Raw genomic sequence first — 17115 nt, forward strand, 5'->3', positions numbered from 1 at the left:
CCCAGAAAGCTACTCTTCAAAAGTAAAATCCATTACCATCCGTGTCTGTGTCACAAATTGCACAGGCACTTTATATATTACGGATCTCTTTTTACAAGCAGGGTCAGTGGTCACGGGATGGGTAGGTCATCCCTGTGAAATAAGGTGGACGTTAGATGGCTAAGGTTAAATTTATAAGGTTAGCAGAAGTCATAAATAAAAAACAAGATAAGCGTGTCATGAGTGTAAGCATAAAACCTACCCTCTATGATTGCACTGGCATGATTTGGTTTACGGACATCCAGTTACAAGAAGGACCTGTTCTAAATGGTTATGCTCCTCATACAGAAAGTAGGTTAGAAAAACTAAAGGAAGATGGCAGTATCAAGAATCCTGTTTGGTTTAACGGTGTGGTCCGTTCAGAGGAAACCATTATTTTATTTAATGTTGGTGAAACCTCTGCAGGACTTGATATTCATATCTATCCAAAGCTTTCTATGTCTGCTGGAACAGTGAAACTAAGCCAAGGTATAGGAGGGCAACAGGTCTCCTTCCCTAGAGAAATTGAAAAAGATGATGATTTGGCACTCTTAGCATCCACGCGAACTTGTACCAAAAACGGAGTCAGCGAACCCAAAGAGGGGTTCTATCAATACAGTGCTGCCTGGGACTCAAAGCACAAAGTGATCCTTGAAAAAGGAAAATCTGCAAGGGTTCTGTTTACCATGCAGGAAATGCAAGACGGAGGTGAACCATTCTAATGGAACGACTAAAAGGCAAGAAAATCATGGTGTGGACTTTTATGGGAAATGCACGGATGTATGAAGCTTTAGAGAAATATGGAGACCGGATTGATACCATCGGTCTTTTTTCTTTTAAGGTACGAGCTACGGGTGAAATTGTTGAGAGTGGTGTCACCATCAGTAGTATGCTCCCCTACATTAACCGTTATCGTCACATCAAATGGTTACTTACCATTGCCAATGATGGAGCAAATAGTATTTTTAGAGCATTGAGAGATAACACGAATGGCGCTCAGGAACTGTTTCTATCCGAGCTGATTCGTATTATGAAAAAATATCCTTGGTGCGATGGTATTGATATTGACCTAGAAAGAGGCGATGACTATTCCACTCATGCTGAGTCAACGACCATGTTTAAAAATATTTACAACACCATCAAAGCCTATGATTCAAGTAAACTGATGAACATTTGCCTTCCAGGTATGACTAGTGTCAATGGCTCTGTAGGTGGTGAGAATTGGTGCGTTTATGGTGACCTAGACCCTTATTGCGATACCGCATCAATTATGAGTTATGGTATGGCTTGGTCAGGTTCTGCACCGGGACCTGTATCTCCAAGGAGCTGGCTTGAAGGGATTTATGATTATGCCGTTACAGTGATGAATCCCGATAAGATTTTCTTTGGGATGCCTGCTTATGGATGGAACTGGCAAATCTATGACACACCAGAAAACCTAGGTAAAGCCTATAGGGGAACGTCTCATACCTACTATGCGGCAAAATACTGGATGACAGGAGTCTATAATTTCACAGACGATGCGCCTCCTCAACCGTTTATTCCCATCGTGGCTTATTGGGATGATGATAATAAAGTGCCCTGGGCATTGCCGCATGTCTACGATTATATGGAAGGAAGAGATGCCACTCGCTATAGCTATCCACTCTTATCTGCAAGCTACAATGGAAGACAGTATCTGACGGCCTATGGCAAACAACAAAAGTCAGCCTTTGGAACTGTTTATGTGGATCATGATGCCATGCCGGATAGTTATTCTGGTGTTGTTTCTGTTTCTAATAGCGTCACAACACTGGGGGATGAAGGTGCAGCAACCTATCATTTTACGCTTGCTCAGGCAGGTACTTATGATGTAGCAGTAAAGCTAGGCTTTCCATTTTGGGATAAGAATAGTATTCATATCTCCCTTGATGGAAATGAAGTAGATTTTTTTGAAAACAGACTGTGGTGGCCTTATTGGAGAACGACTTTCTGGGCGGTGCTTAAAAAAGGAGTGAGCCTTTCTGCAGGAACACACACCATCACCATTTCGCTTGGGGCAAAGGGTGTACAGTTTTATGGATTTAGAGTCTGTTCTTCATTTTCTGAGGAGCCAACAGTTGGTGAAGCAGAATATACCCTAGCTCCTAGACATTTCAAAGATGTAAATGGTGACATGGTAGGACCTGCCACAGGCTTCAAGCTGACACTGGAGATGCTTAGAAGAAAAGCAGATTCTGCCCTTGTGTGGTATGAGGATTTTAGAGATGATAACCCTCTCCCCCAAAGCTACTGGAAAACATTATCAGGCGAATGGAGTGTTTGGCAAGATACAAGCAATTCGATGAATAGACCCTATTCCCAACTGGAGGGTAAGGGGCAGTTAGCATGGAACTACAACAATTTTTCAGATATCCACTTAAGAGCGCAGATTATTTTTCCTGAGACCTTTAGTGGCAAGGCAGGTGTTTTTATTGAAACGATTTATTGTTGCTTTAATTATGATAACCAGCGTATTGAACTGTATGAAGGTTCTACTTTAAAAGGTAGTTATGCCACTAGCTTTTCAAAAACATCGGCCGCAAACATTCGATCGAATCCAAGCTTTTACACTCTAGAAATTCGAAAGCGTGGCAATCAAGTGCGGGTCTATTCCTCTGCATCTAATACACTGCGCTTTACAGCCACTTGCTCGGATGTGACAGGGTATGCAGGTATTCGTTCGGATAATAAAGTCCATTGCCAGTTGCTTCGCTTAGGCGATGCTTGGACCTATGAGCCTTATGAACGCTTTGACGTGCTTATGCCAGATGGGGCATTTAAAACATATGGTCGGCTATCAAGAAGTAACTGTTCTTGGGATGATGAGTTTCAAGTGTTTACTTTAACAGCAGACCTTGAAGAATCAGCCACAAGAAGTGAAAGCATCTCCCTAGATTATGATTTTTTTCATTCAGATATGATGCCATCCATTCAGTGTGGAAATGACTACAGTGTCACCATCATTCTAAGGGATATTAACATCTGGATATCTCGTATTTTCTTAGGTGATGGTGACGGATTTTCCATTCTTTATTATCAGGATGTGGATAGCCTTGTGTACTGGGCAAATGAAGCAGCTTATCGGTGGAAACTTCGAGGCATGTGTATGTGGTCACTAGGGCAGGAGGATTTAAGACTCTGGGAGTGGCTACCAAAACAAATAGAGTAATCAAAGGAACATCTGCAAAAGTAGGTGTTCTTTTTATTTCATCAAAAGGAGGAATTTAAAATGAAAGAAATATGGAACTGGATCCAAGTTGTGATAACAGCAATCGGTGGATTCTTCGGATGGTTTTTAGGAGGAGCAGACGGATTTTTATATGCGCTACTAGTCTTTGTAGTCATCGACTATCTAACAGGTGTCTTATGTGCAATCGCTGATAAGACCCTATCAAGTGAAGTGGGATTTATCGGAATCAGCCGTAAAGTGCTGATTTTTGTTTTAGTGGGTGTGGCTAATATTTTAGATGTCTATGTGATTGGTGATGGGAGCGTACTAAGAACAGCGATTGTTTTCTTCTATCTATCAAATGAGGGAATTTCGCTGTTAGAAAATTCAGCTCACCTTGGACTACCTATCCCAGAAAAACTAAAAGATGTATTAGAACAGCTTCATAACAAGAGCGACGAGGAGGAATAATCATGAAAACTAAAGGAATCGATATCAGCACGTGGCAAAAACCAAGTCAGATAAACTATGACCATCTTGCAAAAGAGGTTGATTTTGTCATTCTACGTGCAGGATACACCGGTCACGGTACAGGAGTGAGTTTACACAAAGATGATGCCTTTGAAAAACACTACAAATCCTTTCACGAGAGAGGTATTCCTATCGGTGTTTACTGGTACAGCTGTGCCAATACCAAAACCAAGGGTATAGCAGAAGCGAAGAAATGCCTAGAAATTATCAAAGGCAAGTCCATCTCTTATCCCGTATTTATTGATACAGAGGATAATTATCACCAACGACCAAGTGGCAAGAAAGCCATTACCGATGCTTTGGTAGGCTTTTGCGAGACAGTAGAAAATGCTGGCTATTATGCCGGTATCTATGCGTCTAGTTCTTGGTTTCAAGAATTGACAGAACTGGATCGTCTAGCACCTTATGATTTCTGGGTCGCTCAGTGGTCGAGTAAAGAACCGACACTTCGTCACGGTATCTGGCAGTACACAAGCAAAGGCAAATTGAATGGTTATTCAGGCAATTTGGATATGAACTATGCCTATAAGGATTACAAAATGATTATCCAAAGTGCAGGGCTTAATCATCTTGGCAAAGAAGAAAATACACCTGCTCCTACAGAAAAGAAATCGGTTGAGACGCTGGCCAAGGAAGTCATTCAAGGGTTGTGGGGTAATGGTGAAGAACGAAAGAAACGCTTACCGGATGCAGGCTATGATTATGTGGCAGTGCAATCAAAGGTCAATGAAATGCTATCTAGTAAAAAGTCTGTTGATGCCATCGCAAAGGAAGTCATTCGTGGCGATTGGGGTAATGGACAAGATCGAAAAAACAAACTCACAAATGCCGGTTATGACTACATTTCGGTACAAAAAAGGGTCAATGAACTCTTGAAATAAGAACTAGTAAGAATGCCTATCAAGGAGTATTTCTCTTTGGTAGGCATTCTTTTTTTCTAAACCGTCAGATTCTATTACCTCCCGTGGCTACTAGGTAGAGGGCAACAAATAAATCGCCCTTTGGAAAGAGGTGATGGATATGAAACACAATCTCAAAATTAGTGTTTCTAAGAAACCACAGACAGGCGGACTAGTTACCTACCGTAATGTGTCCGTAAGGGAACGAATTCTTCGCTTTCTTTTAGGGAGTAAACAGCGTGTAACGATTGTGATCCCTGGAGATAGCATCGAGGAACTATCTATCTGTGAAATGACGAAAGGAGGAACTGGCCTTGAGCAAAATAAAGCTACTGCTTGAAGTGGTCAATGATATGCGAAGTCTTGCTGACAGCATACAGGCAGTTTGCGATGCGATGACAGAAGGAGATCCTGCTCCAAGTGCAAAAGCTGCCACTGAACAAGAACTAGTAAAAGAGCCGGATATCCCACTGGAAAAAGTACGTATGGTACTTGCTGAAAAGAGCCAACTTGGATTTACCGCCGAAGTGCGAGGACTCATTCAGAAGTATGGTGCAGACAAGTTAAGTGCTGTTGATAAGACTTATTATGCTGACATCTTGAAAGATGCGGAGGAGCTTGGGAATGGGTAATCATGCAATATTATCTGCATCTTCATCCCACAGGTGGCTCAACTGCCTACCCTCTGCAAGACTTGAACTGGAGTTTGAAGACCAAAGTGGTGAGGCAGCAAAAGAAGGTACAGCGGCTCATGACCTGTGTGAACACAAACTTAAAAAGGCACTCCATATAAGGAGTAAGCGCCCTATATCAAAATATGACTCAGATGAGATGGAGGAATGTACAGATGCTTACGTTGACTTCGTTATGGAACAGGTGGAACTTGCAAGAAAGTCTTGCACAGATCCTATCGTTCTTATTGAACAGCATCTTGATTTTTCATGCTATGTGCCAGACGGCTTTGGAACAGGAGACTGTGTAATCATTTCAGATGACAGACTTCATATCGTGGATTTTAAATATGGACTGGGTGTGCTAGTCGATGCAGTGGACAATCCACAGATGAAACTCTATGCCCTCGGAGCACTTGGAATCTATGATCACCTGTACGACATTAAAGAAGTGTCCATGACGATCTTTCAGCCAAGGCGAGAGAATGTCAGCACCTGGACAATACCGGTGGAAGAACTAAAAGATTGGGCGGAAGAGGAGCTAAAACCAAGGGCGGTCAAGGCCTTTAACGGTGAGGGCGAATACATCCCCGGTCCATGGTGTACTTTCTGTAAAGCGGCAAATAGGTGTCGGGCTAGAGCCGAAGTAAAACTGAAACTTGCAGAGAAAGAATTCAAGATGCCACCTCTGCTGACGGATGCTGAGATAGAAGAAATCTTACTTTTTCTTCCCGACCTTACCAAGTGGGCGAATGAAATAACAGCCTATGCCACTGATGCAGCAGTCAATCACGGTAAAGAGTGGAACGGTTTTAAAGTTGTGGAAGGCCGCTCGGTTCGCAAGTACAAAGATGAAGGAGCCATTGCAGAAAAAGCCGTGGCAGGTGGATATAAGGACATTTACAGAAAGAGCCTTATTCCACTGACAGAGATGCAAAAACTGATGGGTAAATCCAAATTTGAGGAACTCCTCGGTGACCTCATTTACAAACCACCGGGTAAGCCGACTCTTGTTCCAAACTCAGATAAAAGACCGGCTATGAACGTAGCAGATGCTAAAAACGAATTTAACGAAATTATGGAGGATTAAATATTATGGCAAATATACAAAACAAAACAAAAGTTATCACAGGTGTAAACTCAAGATTTTCTTACTTCCACGGCTGGGAGCCAGTATCCATCAATGGTGGTGCAGAAAAATACAGCGTATCCGTACTTATTCCAAAGGATGATAAGGAAACCATTAATGCTATCCATGCAGCAGTTGATGCTGCCATAGAGGAAGGTATCGCAAAGTTTGGTGGTAAGAAACCAAATAAGGCAGCCATTAAACTACCGCTGCGTGATGGTGATGTAGAGCGTGATGATGAGGCTTATAAAGGCCATTACTTCATCAATGCGAATAGCAAGACAGCGCCACAGATTGTAGACAAAAGTGTTAAGCCGATTATGGATCGCAGTGAGGTATACAGCGGTTGTTATGGCAGGGTTTCTCTTAACTTCTATGCTTTCAACTCAAATGGTAATAAAGGTGTAGCTTGTGGTCTTGGTAATATTCAAAAAATTAGAGACGGAGAACCTCTAGGCGGTAAGACTTCTGCAGTAGATGATTTTACGACTCTTGTCGATGATGACTTCCTTGCCTAATAGAAACAATAAACTTGACGGTGGTGGAGGTCTTCCCTCTGCCACCTTTTTTCATTTAGGAAAGGTGGTAGCTATGAAAAACTTAGAAATTGATATAGAAACCTATTCATCTACCAATTTACAAAAGAGTGGTGTTTATCGTTACGTAGAAGCAGATGATTTTGAGGTGATGCTGTTTGGTTATGCGGTTGACGGTGATGAAGTTAAGGTCATCGATTTGATGAATGGAGAAAAGATTCCAAAAGAAATCCTAGATGCCTTAACCGATGAAACCATCACGAAGTGGGCATTTAATGCTCAGTTTGAGCGAGTCTGTCTTTCACGTTATTTGGGCTACCCCACTGGAACTTATCTAAATCCTTCCTCATGGAAATGTTCCATGGTTTGGTCTGCCTATATGGGACTTCCTCTTTCTTTAGAAGGTGTAGGTGCAGTGCTAGGACTTGAGAAGCAAAAGCTGACGGAGGGTAAAGACCTGATACGATACTTTTGTGTTCCATGTACTCCGACTAAAACAAATGGTGGTAGGACCCGTAACCTACCCACTGATGAAATCGATAAGTGGCAAAAGTTCAAAGCATATAACAAGCGTGATGTGGAGGCAGAAATCCAGATACAACAAAGATTGATCAAGTTTCCAGTGCCAGAGGACATCTGGGATGAGTATCATCTCGACCAAGAAATTAACGATCGAGGCATAAAGGTTGATATGGATTTTGTTAAGCAGGCCATCGCCATGGATGACATCTCTCATGAAAAACTACTAACCGCCATGCAGCAGATAACACATCTCGAAAACCCAAACTCCGTACAACAGATGAAAGGCTGGCTTTCAGATAACGGTCTAGAGATGGAGACACTCGGGAAAAAGGCTGTCGCTGAGAAACTTGAGGAAACAGATGGTGAACTAAATGAAGTTCTTTCACTTCGTCAGCAACTGGCAAAATCCTCGGTAAAGAAATATACAGCAATGGAAAATGCGGTTTGTAGTGATTCAAGAGCCAGGGGAATGTTTCAGTTTTATGGAGCTAACAGAACCGGTCGCTTTGCCGGTAGGCTTGTGCAGTTGCAAAATCTCCCTCAGAACCATATGCCAGATTTAAAAGAGGCGCGAAATATTGTCAGAAATGGTGATGTTGAAACACTGGAGCTGCTCTATGAAGATATACCAGATACCCTCTCACAACTGATTCGTACAGCCTTTGTACCAAGAGTTGGTCATAAGTTTATTGTGGCTGACTTCTCAGCCATTGAGGCTCGTGTGCTTTCATGGCTCGCAGGTGAGACATGGCGAACAGAGGTATTTGCTAGTGGTGGTGATATCTACTGCGCATCTGCCTCCCAGATGTTTGGTGTTCCCGTTGAAAAGCATGGTGTGAACGGTCACTTGAGACAGAAGGGTAAAATCGCTGAATTGGCACTTGGATATGGTGGTTCTGTTGGTGCGCTAAAAGCCATGGGTGCATTAGAGATGGGGCTTGAAGAGGAAGAATTAAAACCGCTTGTGAATGCCTGGAGAATGTCTAATCCCAACATCACCCAGTTCTGGTGGGATGTAGATCGGGCGTCTAAACAATGCGTGAAGGAAAACAAATCACAAGAAACCCATGGCATCGAGTTTCATTGTTTTAGTGGCATGCTTTTTATCGTTATTCCCTCCGGCAGAAGGCTTGCCTATGTAAAACCTCGAATTGGTGAGAATCAGTTTGGTGGTGAGTCTGTTACCTATGAAGGAGTAGGTGGAACAAAGAAATGGGAGCGTCTTGAAAGTTACGGTCCTAAGTTTGTAGAGAATATTGTTCAAGCCATCTCCCGTGATATTTTGATGTATTCAATGAAGATGCTTAGTACTTATCGTATTGTGGCTCATGTCCATGATGAAGTCATTATTGAAGCCAATCCTCAAATATCTGTTACTGAAGTATGTAAGCAGATGAGTCAAGTGCCACCTTGGGCAAAAGGGCTGCTCCTTGATGCCGATGGCTATGAATGTGAATTTTATCAAAAAGATTAAAGAAATCATCAGATTTCACCTCCTGCCGTGGCTACTAGGTAGGAGGTGTTTTTCTATGAACATTTATGAAGTAAAAGACGGCTGTCCTTTAAAGGGCAAGACCGAGCAGATGACAGAGGAAGAATTACAAAAGGAATATGACTTTCATATAGCAGAGAGCATTGTCGCAAACCTATATAAAGAAGGCAAAATCACAGTGGATGAATTACACAAAATATCAGCCTTGAACAGGCAGAAATTCTCTCCCCGTTTAGCCGAGATTATGTTCTAAAAAGCTTGCTATTAATAGCTTTTAGAGTGATGTATGTAATGGGCGAAAGCGAGGTGAGATGATGAAAAAGATAACAAAAATAGATGAACTGCCCCAGGGACAACTACCTAATACGAAACTTAGGGTTGCCGCCTATGCCAGGGTCTCAACCGATAGTGATGAACAGCTTGAAAGCCTTAAAGCACAGCGTGAACACTATGAGCGCTATATTAAGTCTAATCCAGAATGGGTATTTGCTGGTCTTTATTATGACGAAGGGATCTCCGGCACCAAGATGGAGAAACGGACTGAACTGCTCCGTATGATACGAGATTGTAAGCAAGGTCGGATTGATTTTATTATCACCAAATCAATCAGCCGCTTTGCTCGTAATACAGTAGATTGCCTAGAGTTAGTAAGAAAGCTGATTGATATCGGTATTTACATTTATTTTGAAAAAGAGAATCTAAATACGGGTGATATGGAAAGTGAGCTGATGCTTTCTATCCTTTCTGGATTTGCTGCAGAAGAGTCTGCATCTATTTCACAAAACTCAACATGGTCCATTCAAAAGAGATTTCAAAATGGCAGTTATGTTGGTACTCCACCCTACGGCTACACCAATATAGATGGTGAAATGGTAATCGTCCCAGAAGAAGCAGAAATCATCAAACGTATTTTTGCAGAGTGCCTTTCAGGAAAAGGTGGAGGTACTATAGCAAGAGGTTTGAACAAAGACAAAATCCCTGCAAGACGAGGTAATCACTGGAGTGCAGGCACGGTGATAGACATGCTCCGAAACGAAAAATACATGGGAGATGTTTTGTTACAAAAGACCTACACAGATAGTAACTACAATCGCCATCCAAATACAGGCGAAAAAGACCAGTATTACTACAAGGATAATCATGAACCTATTATAAGTAGAGAAGACTTTGCTAAGGCACAAGATCTCATTGATGAAAGAGCCAAGATGAAGTGTAAGGGCGTGAAAAAGAACGTTTATCTTAATCGATATGCTTTAAGTGGCAAGATGGTCTGTGGAGAGTGTGGTCGCAATTTTAGGAGAAAGACAAACTACTCAGCTGGTAGGAGTTACATTGCTTGGAGTTGCATCGGTCATATCGAAGACAAAGAGAGTTGCTCCATGTTGTTCTTGCGAGATGGGGAAATCAAAGCCACATTTACAACCATGATGAATAAGCTTGCTTTCAGTAACAAGCTAATCCTAGAGCCACTTTTCAAATCAATTAGCCAAATCGATGAAGAAAGCGACCGTGAAAGAATGGATGCTATTGATAAGCGAATGGAGCAACTCATGGAAGAACGCAACACCCTTATTACACTGATGGCCAAAGGTTTCCTTGAGCCAGCTCTTTTTAATCAGGAACGAAATGTTTTAGATAGTGAGATGAAAAATCTTTCAACTGAAAAAACAAACCTTGTATCAAATTCCACAAGTGGGGTTTTGCGAGCAAACGAGATAAAGGACCTCATTGATTACGTGTCAGCAGATAATTTTAATGGTGACTACACGGAAGAACTATTTGAAGAATTTGTAGAGAACATCATTGTAAATTCCAGGGATGAGCTGACATTCAATTTGAAATGCGGTCTCTCCCTGAAAGAAAAGGTGGTGAGATAAATGGCATATATTCCATATGGATACAAAATTCAAGATGGAGTGGTTACTGTCGATGAAAAGGCAGCAGGTCAAGTAAAGGTATTCTTTGAGAAATACATATCAGGACTATCCCTTACAGTGGCTGGCGAACAGGCAGGTATTGATAAGACACATTCTGTGATGGGTCGCATTTTGAAAAACGTCAACTACCTTGGAAATGATACGTATCCAGCAATTATTGATAAAGAGATATTTGATAAAGCTGAAGAAGTTAGAGATAAGCGTGCAAAGGATTTAGGACGAGTGGTAGAGCTTGCCGCTTTCACCTCTCCCCCTCCCAAAGAACGATTCAAAATGAAAAAGGCAGATAATAAGATGCCAGTTGATCCTTTTGAACGAGCAGAATACTTATATAGTCTGATAGAAAGCGAGGAATAAAGTGACAGAGAAAAATATAATGGTTATTCCTGCTCGTAAAAGAGTAGGAAGTACAGCCGCAAAAGAAAAGATAAAGAAACTTCGTGTTGCTGCCTATTGCCGTGTTTCTACAGAAACAGAAGAACAAAATTCTAGCTATGAGGTTCAGGTCGCACACTATACAGAGTTTATAAAGAAGAATACTAAGTGGGAGTTTGCTGGCATCTTTGCAGATGATGGTATCTCCGGTACAAACACAAAAAAGCGTGACGAATTTAATCGTATGATTGCAGAGTGCATGGACGGTAACATCGATATGGTTATTACAAAATCCATAAGCCGATTTGCACGTAACACCCTAGACTGCCTTCAATATATTAGACAGCTCAAGGATAAGAACATATCTGTCTATTTTGAAAAAGAGAACATAAACACAATGGATGCAAAAGGTGAGGTTTTGCTGACGATTATGGCATCTTTGGCACAACAGGAAAGCCAGAGCCTTTCACAAAACGTTAAGCTTGGGCTACAGTACCGATACCAACAAGGAAAGGTGCAGGTCAACCATAAGCGATTTATGGGCTACACCAAAGATGAAGATGGAAATTTAATCATTGTTCCCGAAGAAGCTGAGATTATCAAACGCATCTACCGAGAATACCTTGAAGGTCAGAGTCTAGTGGGTATTGGTCGAGGTCTTGAAAAGGATGGTATTTTAACAGCAGCGGGAAAACCAAGATGGCGACCAGAATCAGTTAAGAAGATACTTCAAAACGAAAAATACATCGGAGATGCCCTTCTGCAAAAGACTGTCACAGTAGATTTTCTAACCAAGAAACGAGTTAAGAATGAAGGTCATCTTCCCCAGTATTATGTTGAAAATAGCCATGAGGCGATTATTCCTAAAGAGTTATTTTTGCAGGTGCAAGAAGAAATTCATCGAAGAAGCAATATCTACACAGGAGAAGGCAAGAACAAACGAATTTATAGTAGTAAGTACGCATTAAGTGCCATCACCTTCTGTGGAGATTGTGGCGATATTTATAGACGGGTCTATTGGAATATCCACGGAAGAAAAGAATTTGTCTGGCGATGCGTGACTAGAATTGAGCAGGGTCCTGAGGTATGTAAGAACCGAACCGTAAAAGAAGATGAACTTTATGGTGCAGTAATGACTGCGATTAATAAGCTACTTGCAGGTGGGAACAATATGATAAAGACACTGGAAGAGAATATTCATGCTGTGATTGGCGAAACGACAGAATACCAAATTTCAGAGATTAACAACTCACTAGAGGAAAAACAAAAAGAACTCATCAAGCTGGCTAATAAGGGGCAAGACTATGAACATCTAGCAGATGAGATTGATGAGCTGAGAGACAAGCGACAGACCCTTTTAGTAGAAGATGCCTCCCTCAATAGCGAGAACGAGCGAATCGATGAACTGATTGAGTTTATCCGCAAGAACAAATTCCGCACTCTAGAATATGATGATAAGCTTGTAAGGAAGATAATCCAGAACGTTACAGTCTATGAAGACCACTTCGTCATATCCTTTAAATCAGGCATCGAAATGGAAATATGTAAATGTTGTGATATATGAAGATAAACTCACGTTAAATTCAAATCAAAAGTCAGAATTGATATAGAGTTGTAATCTTTAGAAAGAAAGCAGAAAAATTATATTGGATTTTCGAAGATAATATGATACAATAAAATTACTTGGAGGTGGAAGAATGTATAACTTTTCTTGCTAACTATATGATGCATAATAAGATATTTAAAGAAACGGCTATAGAACCGTTTGTTTTGTTATGCAAATTGCAAGAAAGTTAAGTATTCGACACTCAATAATACATTACAGTAACCTTATGTTTAACAAAAGGTAATAATAGTATTTGTTTTTGAGCCGTAAGAATTTACTTTCTTGCGGCTTTTAATATTTGTAAAAGAAAGGAAGATAAACGTGATAGACAATGATACTATGTCATTCATGACAAAATCCTTGCAGAGTTGGATAACATTATAGAGTAATTAATGCCGAAAACCGACTTTGCTTATAAAATTTTTATAATGTAAAGGAGGAAGAAATATATGTCCTTAATAAATGTTTCAAATCTAACTTTTTCATATGAAGGAAGTTATGACAATATTTTTGAAAATGTAAGTTTTCAGATAGATACAGATTGGAAACTCGGTTTTATTGGAAGAAACGGACGCGGTAAAACTACTTTCTTAAATTTACTGCTTGGCAAATATGCGTATTCCGGCAATATAAGTTCTACAGTTAAGTTTGAGTATTTTCCTTATGATGTGGAAGATAAGAGTCTATATACAATTGAAGTAATGAAGAGTATTTGTACGGAATGTATGGATTGGGAGATTTTTCGTGAAATATCATTGCTTGATGTTCAAGAAGATGCTTTATATCGTCCGTTTAATACATTGTCAAATGGTGAGCAAACAAAGGTCCTTCTTGCAGCTTTATTCCTTACAGCGAGTTGTTTCCTGCTTATTGATGAACCTACAAACCATCTTGACATCGATGCACGTAATGTAGTGCAAAACTATTTGAAACGCAAGAAGGGGTTTATTTTGGTATCTCATGATAGAAGCTTACTTGATCAATGTGTTGACCATATACTATCTATCAATAAAACGAATATCGAAATCCAAAAGGGAAATTTTACTTCTTGGTGGGAGAACAAAACGTTACAAGATAATTTTGAACTGGCAGAAAACAAGAAACTCCTTAAAGAAATAGGAAGGTTGTCTTATGCAGCAAAACGTAGTTCAAACTGGTCAAATAAAGTAGAAAAAAGTAAATATGGAACAACAAATTCTGGTTCAAAACTGGATAAGGGTTATGTTGGACATAAGGCTGCAAAAGCGATGAAACGTGCCAAAAATATTGAGTCAAGACATCAGGAAGCCGTTTTACAAAAATCAGAACTGCTCCACAACATTGAACAATATGATGACTTAAAAATTTCACCACTTGAATTTCACAAAGAGTGCTTAATAGAAGCGAATGATTTATCATTGTCTTATGGAGATAAAGAAGTATGCAGTAATCTTAATTTCAGAGTCAATATTGGTGATAGAGTTGCCATTATCGGAAAAAATGGGAGTGGTAAGTCTAGTATCCTAAAATTGATTAATGGAGATGATATTAAATTTACCGGAAATTTTATGCTAGCAAGTGGACTAAAAATTTCTTATATTTCGCAAGATACTTCATATTTAAAAGGTAATCTATCTGAATTTGCCTATAATAATAAGATCGATGAAACTCTATTTAAAACGATTCTTCGTAAACTGGATTTTAATAGAGAGCAGTTTGATAAGAACATGGTGGATTTTAGTGCTGGTCAGAAAAAGAAAGTACTAATTGCTAAAAGCCTTTGTGAAAGTGCACATTTGTATATATGGGATGAGCCATTGAACTATATTGATATTTTTTCACGTATCCAAATTGAAAAAATGATTTTGGAATATTGTCCTACACTATTGTTTGTGGAGCATGATGATGCTTTTTGCAATAACATTTGTACGAAAAATATTAATTTAGGTTTGTAGAGATTTTGAGTTGCCACAATAACTAAAAGATATTTACATGAAAGGGTGAAGAAATGTTAAAACAAAAAGAATTAATTGCAAACGTTAAGAATCTTACTGAGTCAGATGAACGAATTACAGCTTGTATGATGTATGGATCGTTTACCAAAGGAGAAGGTGACCAATACTCTGATATAGAGTTCTATATATTTTTGAAAGATAGTATAACCTCGAACTTTGATTCATCCAACTGGTTGTTTGACGTAGCTCCGTACTTGATGCTTTATAAAAATGAGTACGGAACAGAGGTAGTTATTTTTGATAATCTTATACGTGGGGAATTTCATTTCCTTTCTGAAAAAGATATGAACATAATCCCCTCGTTTAAAGATTCAGGTTATATTCCTGATACGAAGGCTATGCTTATTTACGATGAAACAGGGCAATTAGAAAATTATTTATCAGAGATAAGTGGTGCAAGACCAAATAGACTTACTGAAGAAAATGCTAATTTTTTGTTGTGTAATTTCTCTAATCTATGGTTGATGGGAATCAACGTTCTAAAAAGAGGAGAATATGCTCGTTCATTAGAACTCTTATCACAACTTCAAAAAAATACACTACAACTTATACGTATGGCAGAAAAAAATGCTGATAATTGGCTAAACATGAGTAAAAACCTTGAAAAAGAAATTAGCCTTGAAAATTATAAAAAATTTGCAAAGACCACTGCTCGATTAGATAAGGTAGAATTATTTGAAGCCTATAAAAATTCTTTGCTATTAGTTATGGATTTGCAAAGTCACCTTATTGAACAATACAACTTAAAAGTTACACATGACATTTTAGAAAGATTGTTGAATTACATTAGTGAATAGGAGAGTAACGTTATTTCCAGTATTGGCTACTAAGAATTAACAGTATACCTCAGTTTTCAAAAAACAGCGAAGTCTATGGATATGTTCCCACATACGCAAGCACTCAGTGGATATGTTCCCTCAAAGAGGACTTCAATTAAAAATATTTAGCTTTCTAATTTTTGACAGCTATCCCCTCATCTCAAAGCACGTAGAGATTGTGGTGGGACTACATCAAAAAGATACTTAAAATCTTTAACTATACGCATGTTTTTGCTATTTCTTAAATATAGAAAACTCATTTTGACAAAAAAGCAGTTCTTGGAAAAACTATAGGACATTGTTGAAAAAAGAAAAGCATGCCATGCAAAATCATATACCAAAATCAATGCATAATAACTTTGGAGACATACCAAAAGAAGTGCAGGGATCTTGGTATGTTTTGTTTAAAGTAACATAAGATTAGCCAGCGGCCAGAATAAATGGATTGCATGCAGGAAAAACCAAGATAAGCCAGAGGACAAAAACTTTTGTGCTTCTGCTTCAAGGTATGAATCAATGCTATAAAAACGGAGAGGGGATTAGGAAAAAAGAAAATCTTGCGAACTCAAATTATCTATGATACAATCAACAAACAGATATCTCTATAAAGAACATTCTGTTCTGAATATCTGAATCATTCGGAGGTCACATCGACCAATAAACCCAATGAGAAGACAACTGAACCTTATCAAGTAAGTAGCGAGGCAGATTGCGAAGACCTGCTTTGACCAAAAGACAAAATGTATGGGATGCGTCTGTCTGCAGAATGGTGTTCCATGATGCAGCAAATGAGAGCGAAGAATCGTAGCATATCATAAGTGCCCTCAACTTAGCCGGCTTCGGTGCTTTTGATGCGCTTAACGCACCTGCTGCTTTCAATGCGCCCGGTTCATTTTGTCCGAAAGGAGAAAATCTATGGAGCATGAAACACAAAAAAAGAAGAGGACGCCGGACCCAGCCGGCGCAAAAGAAAGAAATCGTGTACTGGAGCAAAAAGAGCAGGAAAAAACAGTACCCGATCCGCTGGAAGACGCTGCGCTAAAGGATGCCATGGTCTACTTCGGGGAGCTGCTGCTCCCACAGTTCGGAATCAAAGAGAAAGTCACAGCGATGCTGCCTACAGAAGAAATTATTCTGGAACTTCAGCGGCTTTACGAGGACTTTAATTATGTTACTGAAAATGAAACGATACTTCATTTTGAATTTCAAAGTACGAATGAAGGGGTGGCAGGATTAAAACGGTTCCGCGTCTACGAAGCAGCCACGAGTAGGAAACACAAAAAACCGGTCATCACCTACGTGCTGTATTCCGGGAAGATCAAAAATCCAATGACAGAATTTCAGGAGGGCGTCAATACCTACCGGATCATACCGATTATCATGAGCAATAAGAATGC

At 39.8% G+C, this 17115-nt stretch carries 14 protein-coding genes and 1 pseudogene; all 15 read left to right on the forward strand.

The features are described 5' to 3' along the window. The first annotated feature begins 155 nt into the window (after nt 1–155). Entirely contained in the window at nt 156–740 is a 585-nt protein-coding gene (locus BUB85_RS11175; protein WP_073110283.1) for a hypothetical protein, read from the forward strand. Beyond that, a complete protein-coding gene (locus BUB85_RS11180; RefSeq protein ID WP_073110286.1) occupies nt 740–3208 on the forward strand; it encodes a glycosyl hydrolase family 18 protein in 2469 nt (822 codons plus the stop codon). Before BUB85_RS11175 ends, BUB85_RS11180 begins: the two co-directional genes overlap by 1 nt. Before the next feature lie 60 nt (nt 3209–3268). Further along, on the forward strand, nt 3269–3679 hold the full coding sequence (locus tag BUB85_RS11185; RefSeq protein WP_046391885.1) for a phage holin family protein: 411 nt from the start codon (nt 3269–3271) through the stop codon (nt 3677–3679). A gap of 2 nt (nt 3680–3681) precedes the next feature. Then, on the forward strand, nt 3682–4620 hold the full coding sequence (locus BUB85_RS11190) for a GH25 family lysozyme (protein ID WP_073110289.1): 939 nt from the start codon (nt 3682–3684) through the stop codon (nt 4618–4620). Nucleotides 4621–4952: 332 nt separating this feature from the next. Beyond that, nucleotides 4953–5270 (forward strand): rRNA biogenesis protein rrp5, encoded by a 318-nt coding sequence (locus BUB85_RS11200; protein ID WP_073110295.1) that lies wholly within the window; start codon nt 4953–4955, stop codon nt 5268–5270. After that, the gene (locus BUB85_RS11205; protein ID WP_073110298.1) at nt 5263–6399 is read left to right on the forward strand and encodes a DUF2800 domain-containing protein; all 1137 of its coding nucleotides are present in this window, start codon (nt 5263–5265) and stop codon (nt 6397–6399) included. The genes BUB85_RS11200 and BUB85_RS11205 overlap by 8 nt, the downstream gene beginning before the upstream one ends. Nucleotides 6400–6404: 5 nt before the next feature. Beyond that, nucleotides 6405–6956 (forward strand): DUF2815 family protein, encoded by a 552-nt coding sequence (locus BUB85_RS11210; protein WP_073110301.1) that lies wholly within the window; start codon nt 6405–6407, stop codon nt 6954–6956. A gap of 73 nt (nt 6957–7029) precedes the next feature. Continuing rightward, entirely contained in the window at nt 7030–8970 is a 1941-nt protein-coding gene (locus BUB85_RS11215; protein ID WP_073110304.1) for a DNA polymerase, read from the forward strand. Between the two features lie 55 nt (nt 8971–9025). Next, the gene (locus BUB85_RS11220) at nt 9026–9241 is read left to right on the forward strand and encodes an SHOCT domain-containing protein (RefSeq protein WP_073110307.1); all 216 of its coding nucleotides are present in this window, start codon (nt 9026–9028) and stop codon (nt 9239–9241) included. Nucleotides 9242–9299: 58 nt separating this feature from the next. Then, nucleotides 9300–10865 (forward strand): recombinase family protein, encoded by a 1566-nt coding sequence (locus BUB85_RS11225; protein WP_330392294.1) that lies wholly within the window; start codon nt 9300–9302, stop codon nt 10863–10865. Then, nucleotides 10866–11282 (forward strand): hypothetical protein, encoded by a 417-nt coding sequence (locus BUB85_RS11230; protein WP_061106162.1) that lies wholly within the window; start codon nt 10866–10868, stop codon nt 11280–11282. It abuts the gene before it with no gap. Between the two features lie 19 nt (nt 11283–11301). Continuing rightward, a complete protein-coding gene (locus BUB85_RS11235) occupies nt 11302–12864 on the forward strand; it encodes a recombinase family protein (RefSeq protein WP_073110313.1) in 1563 nt (520 codons plus the stop codon). Nucleotides 12865–13355: 491 nt separating this feature from the next. Continuing rightward, nucleotides 13356–14840, forward strand: coding sequence for an ABC-F type ribosomal protection protein Lsa(E) (gene lsa(E), locus BUB85_RS11240; protein WP_002294513.1), 1485 nt, complete (start codon nt 13356–13358; stop codon nt 14838–14840). A gap of 53 nt (nt 14841–14893) precedes the next feature. Next, a complete protein-coding gene (lnu(B), locus tag BUB85_RS11245; protein WP_002294514.1) occupies nt 14894–15697 on the forward strand; it encodes a lincosamide nucleotidyltransferase Lnu(B) in 804 nt (267 codons plus the stop codon). 936 nt (nt 15698–16633) lie between these two features. Further along, nucleotides 16634–17115, forward strand: a pseudogene (locus BUB85_RS11250) (hypothetical protein); the annotation flags it as partial.

The organism is Hespellia stercorisuis DSM 15480, assembly GCF_900142165.1.
Lineage (GTDB): Bacteria > Bacillota > Clostridia > Lachnospirales > Lachnospiraceae > Hespellia > Hespellia stercorisuis.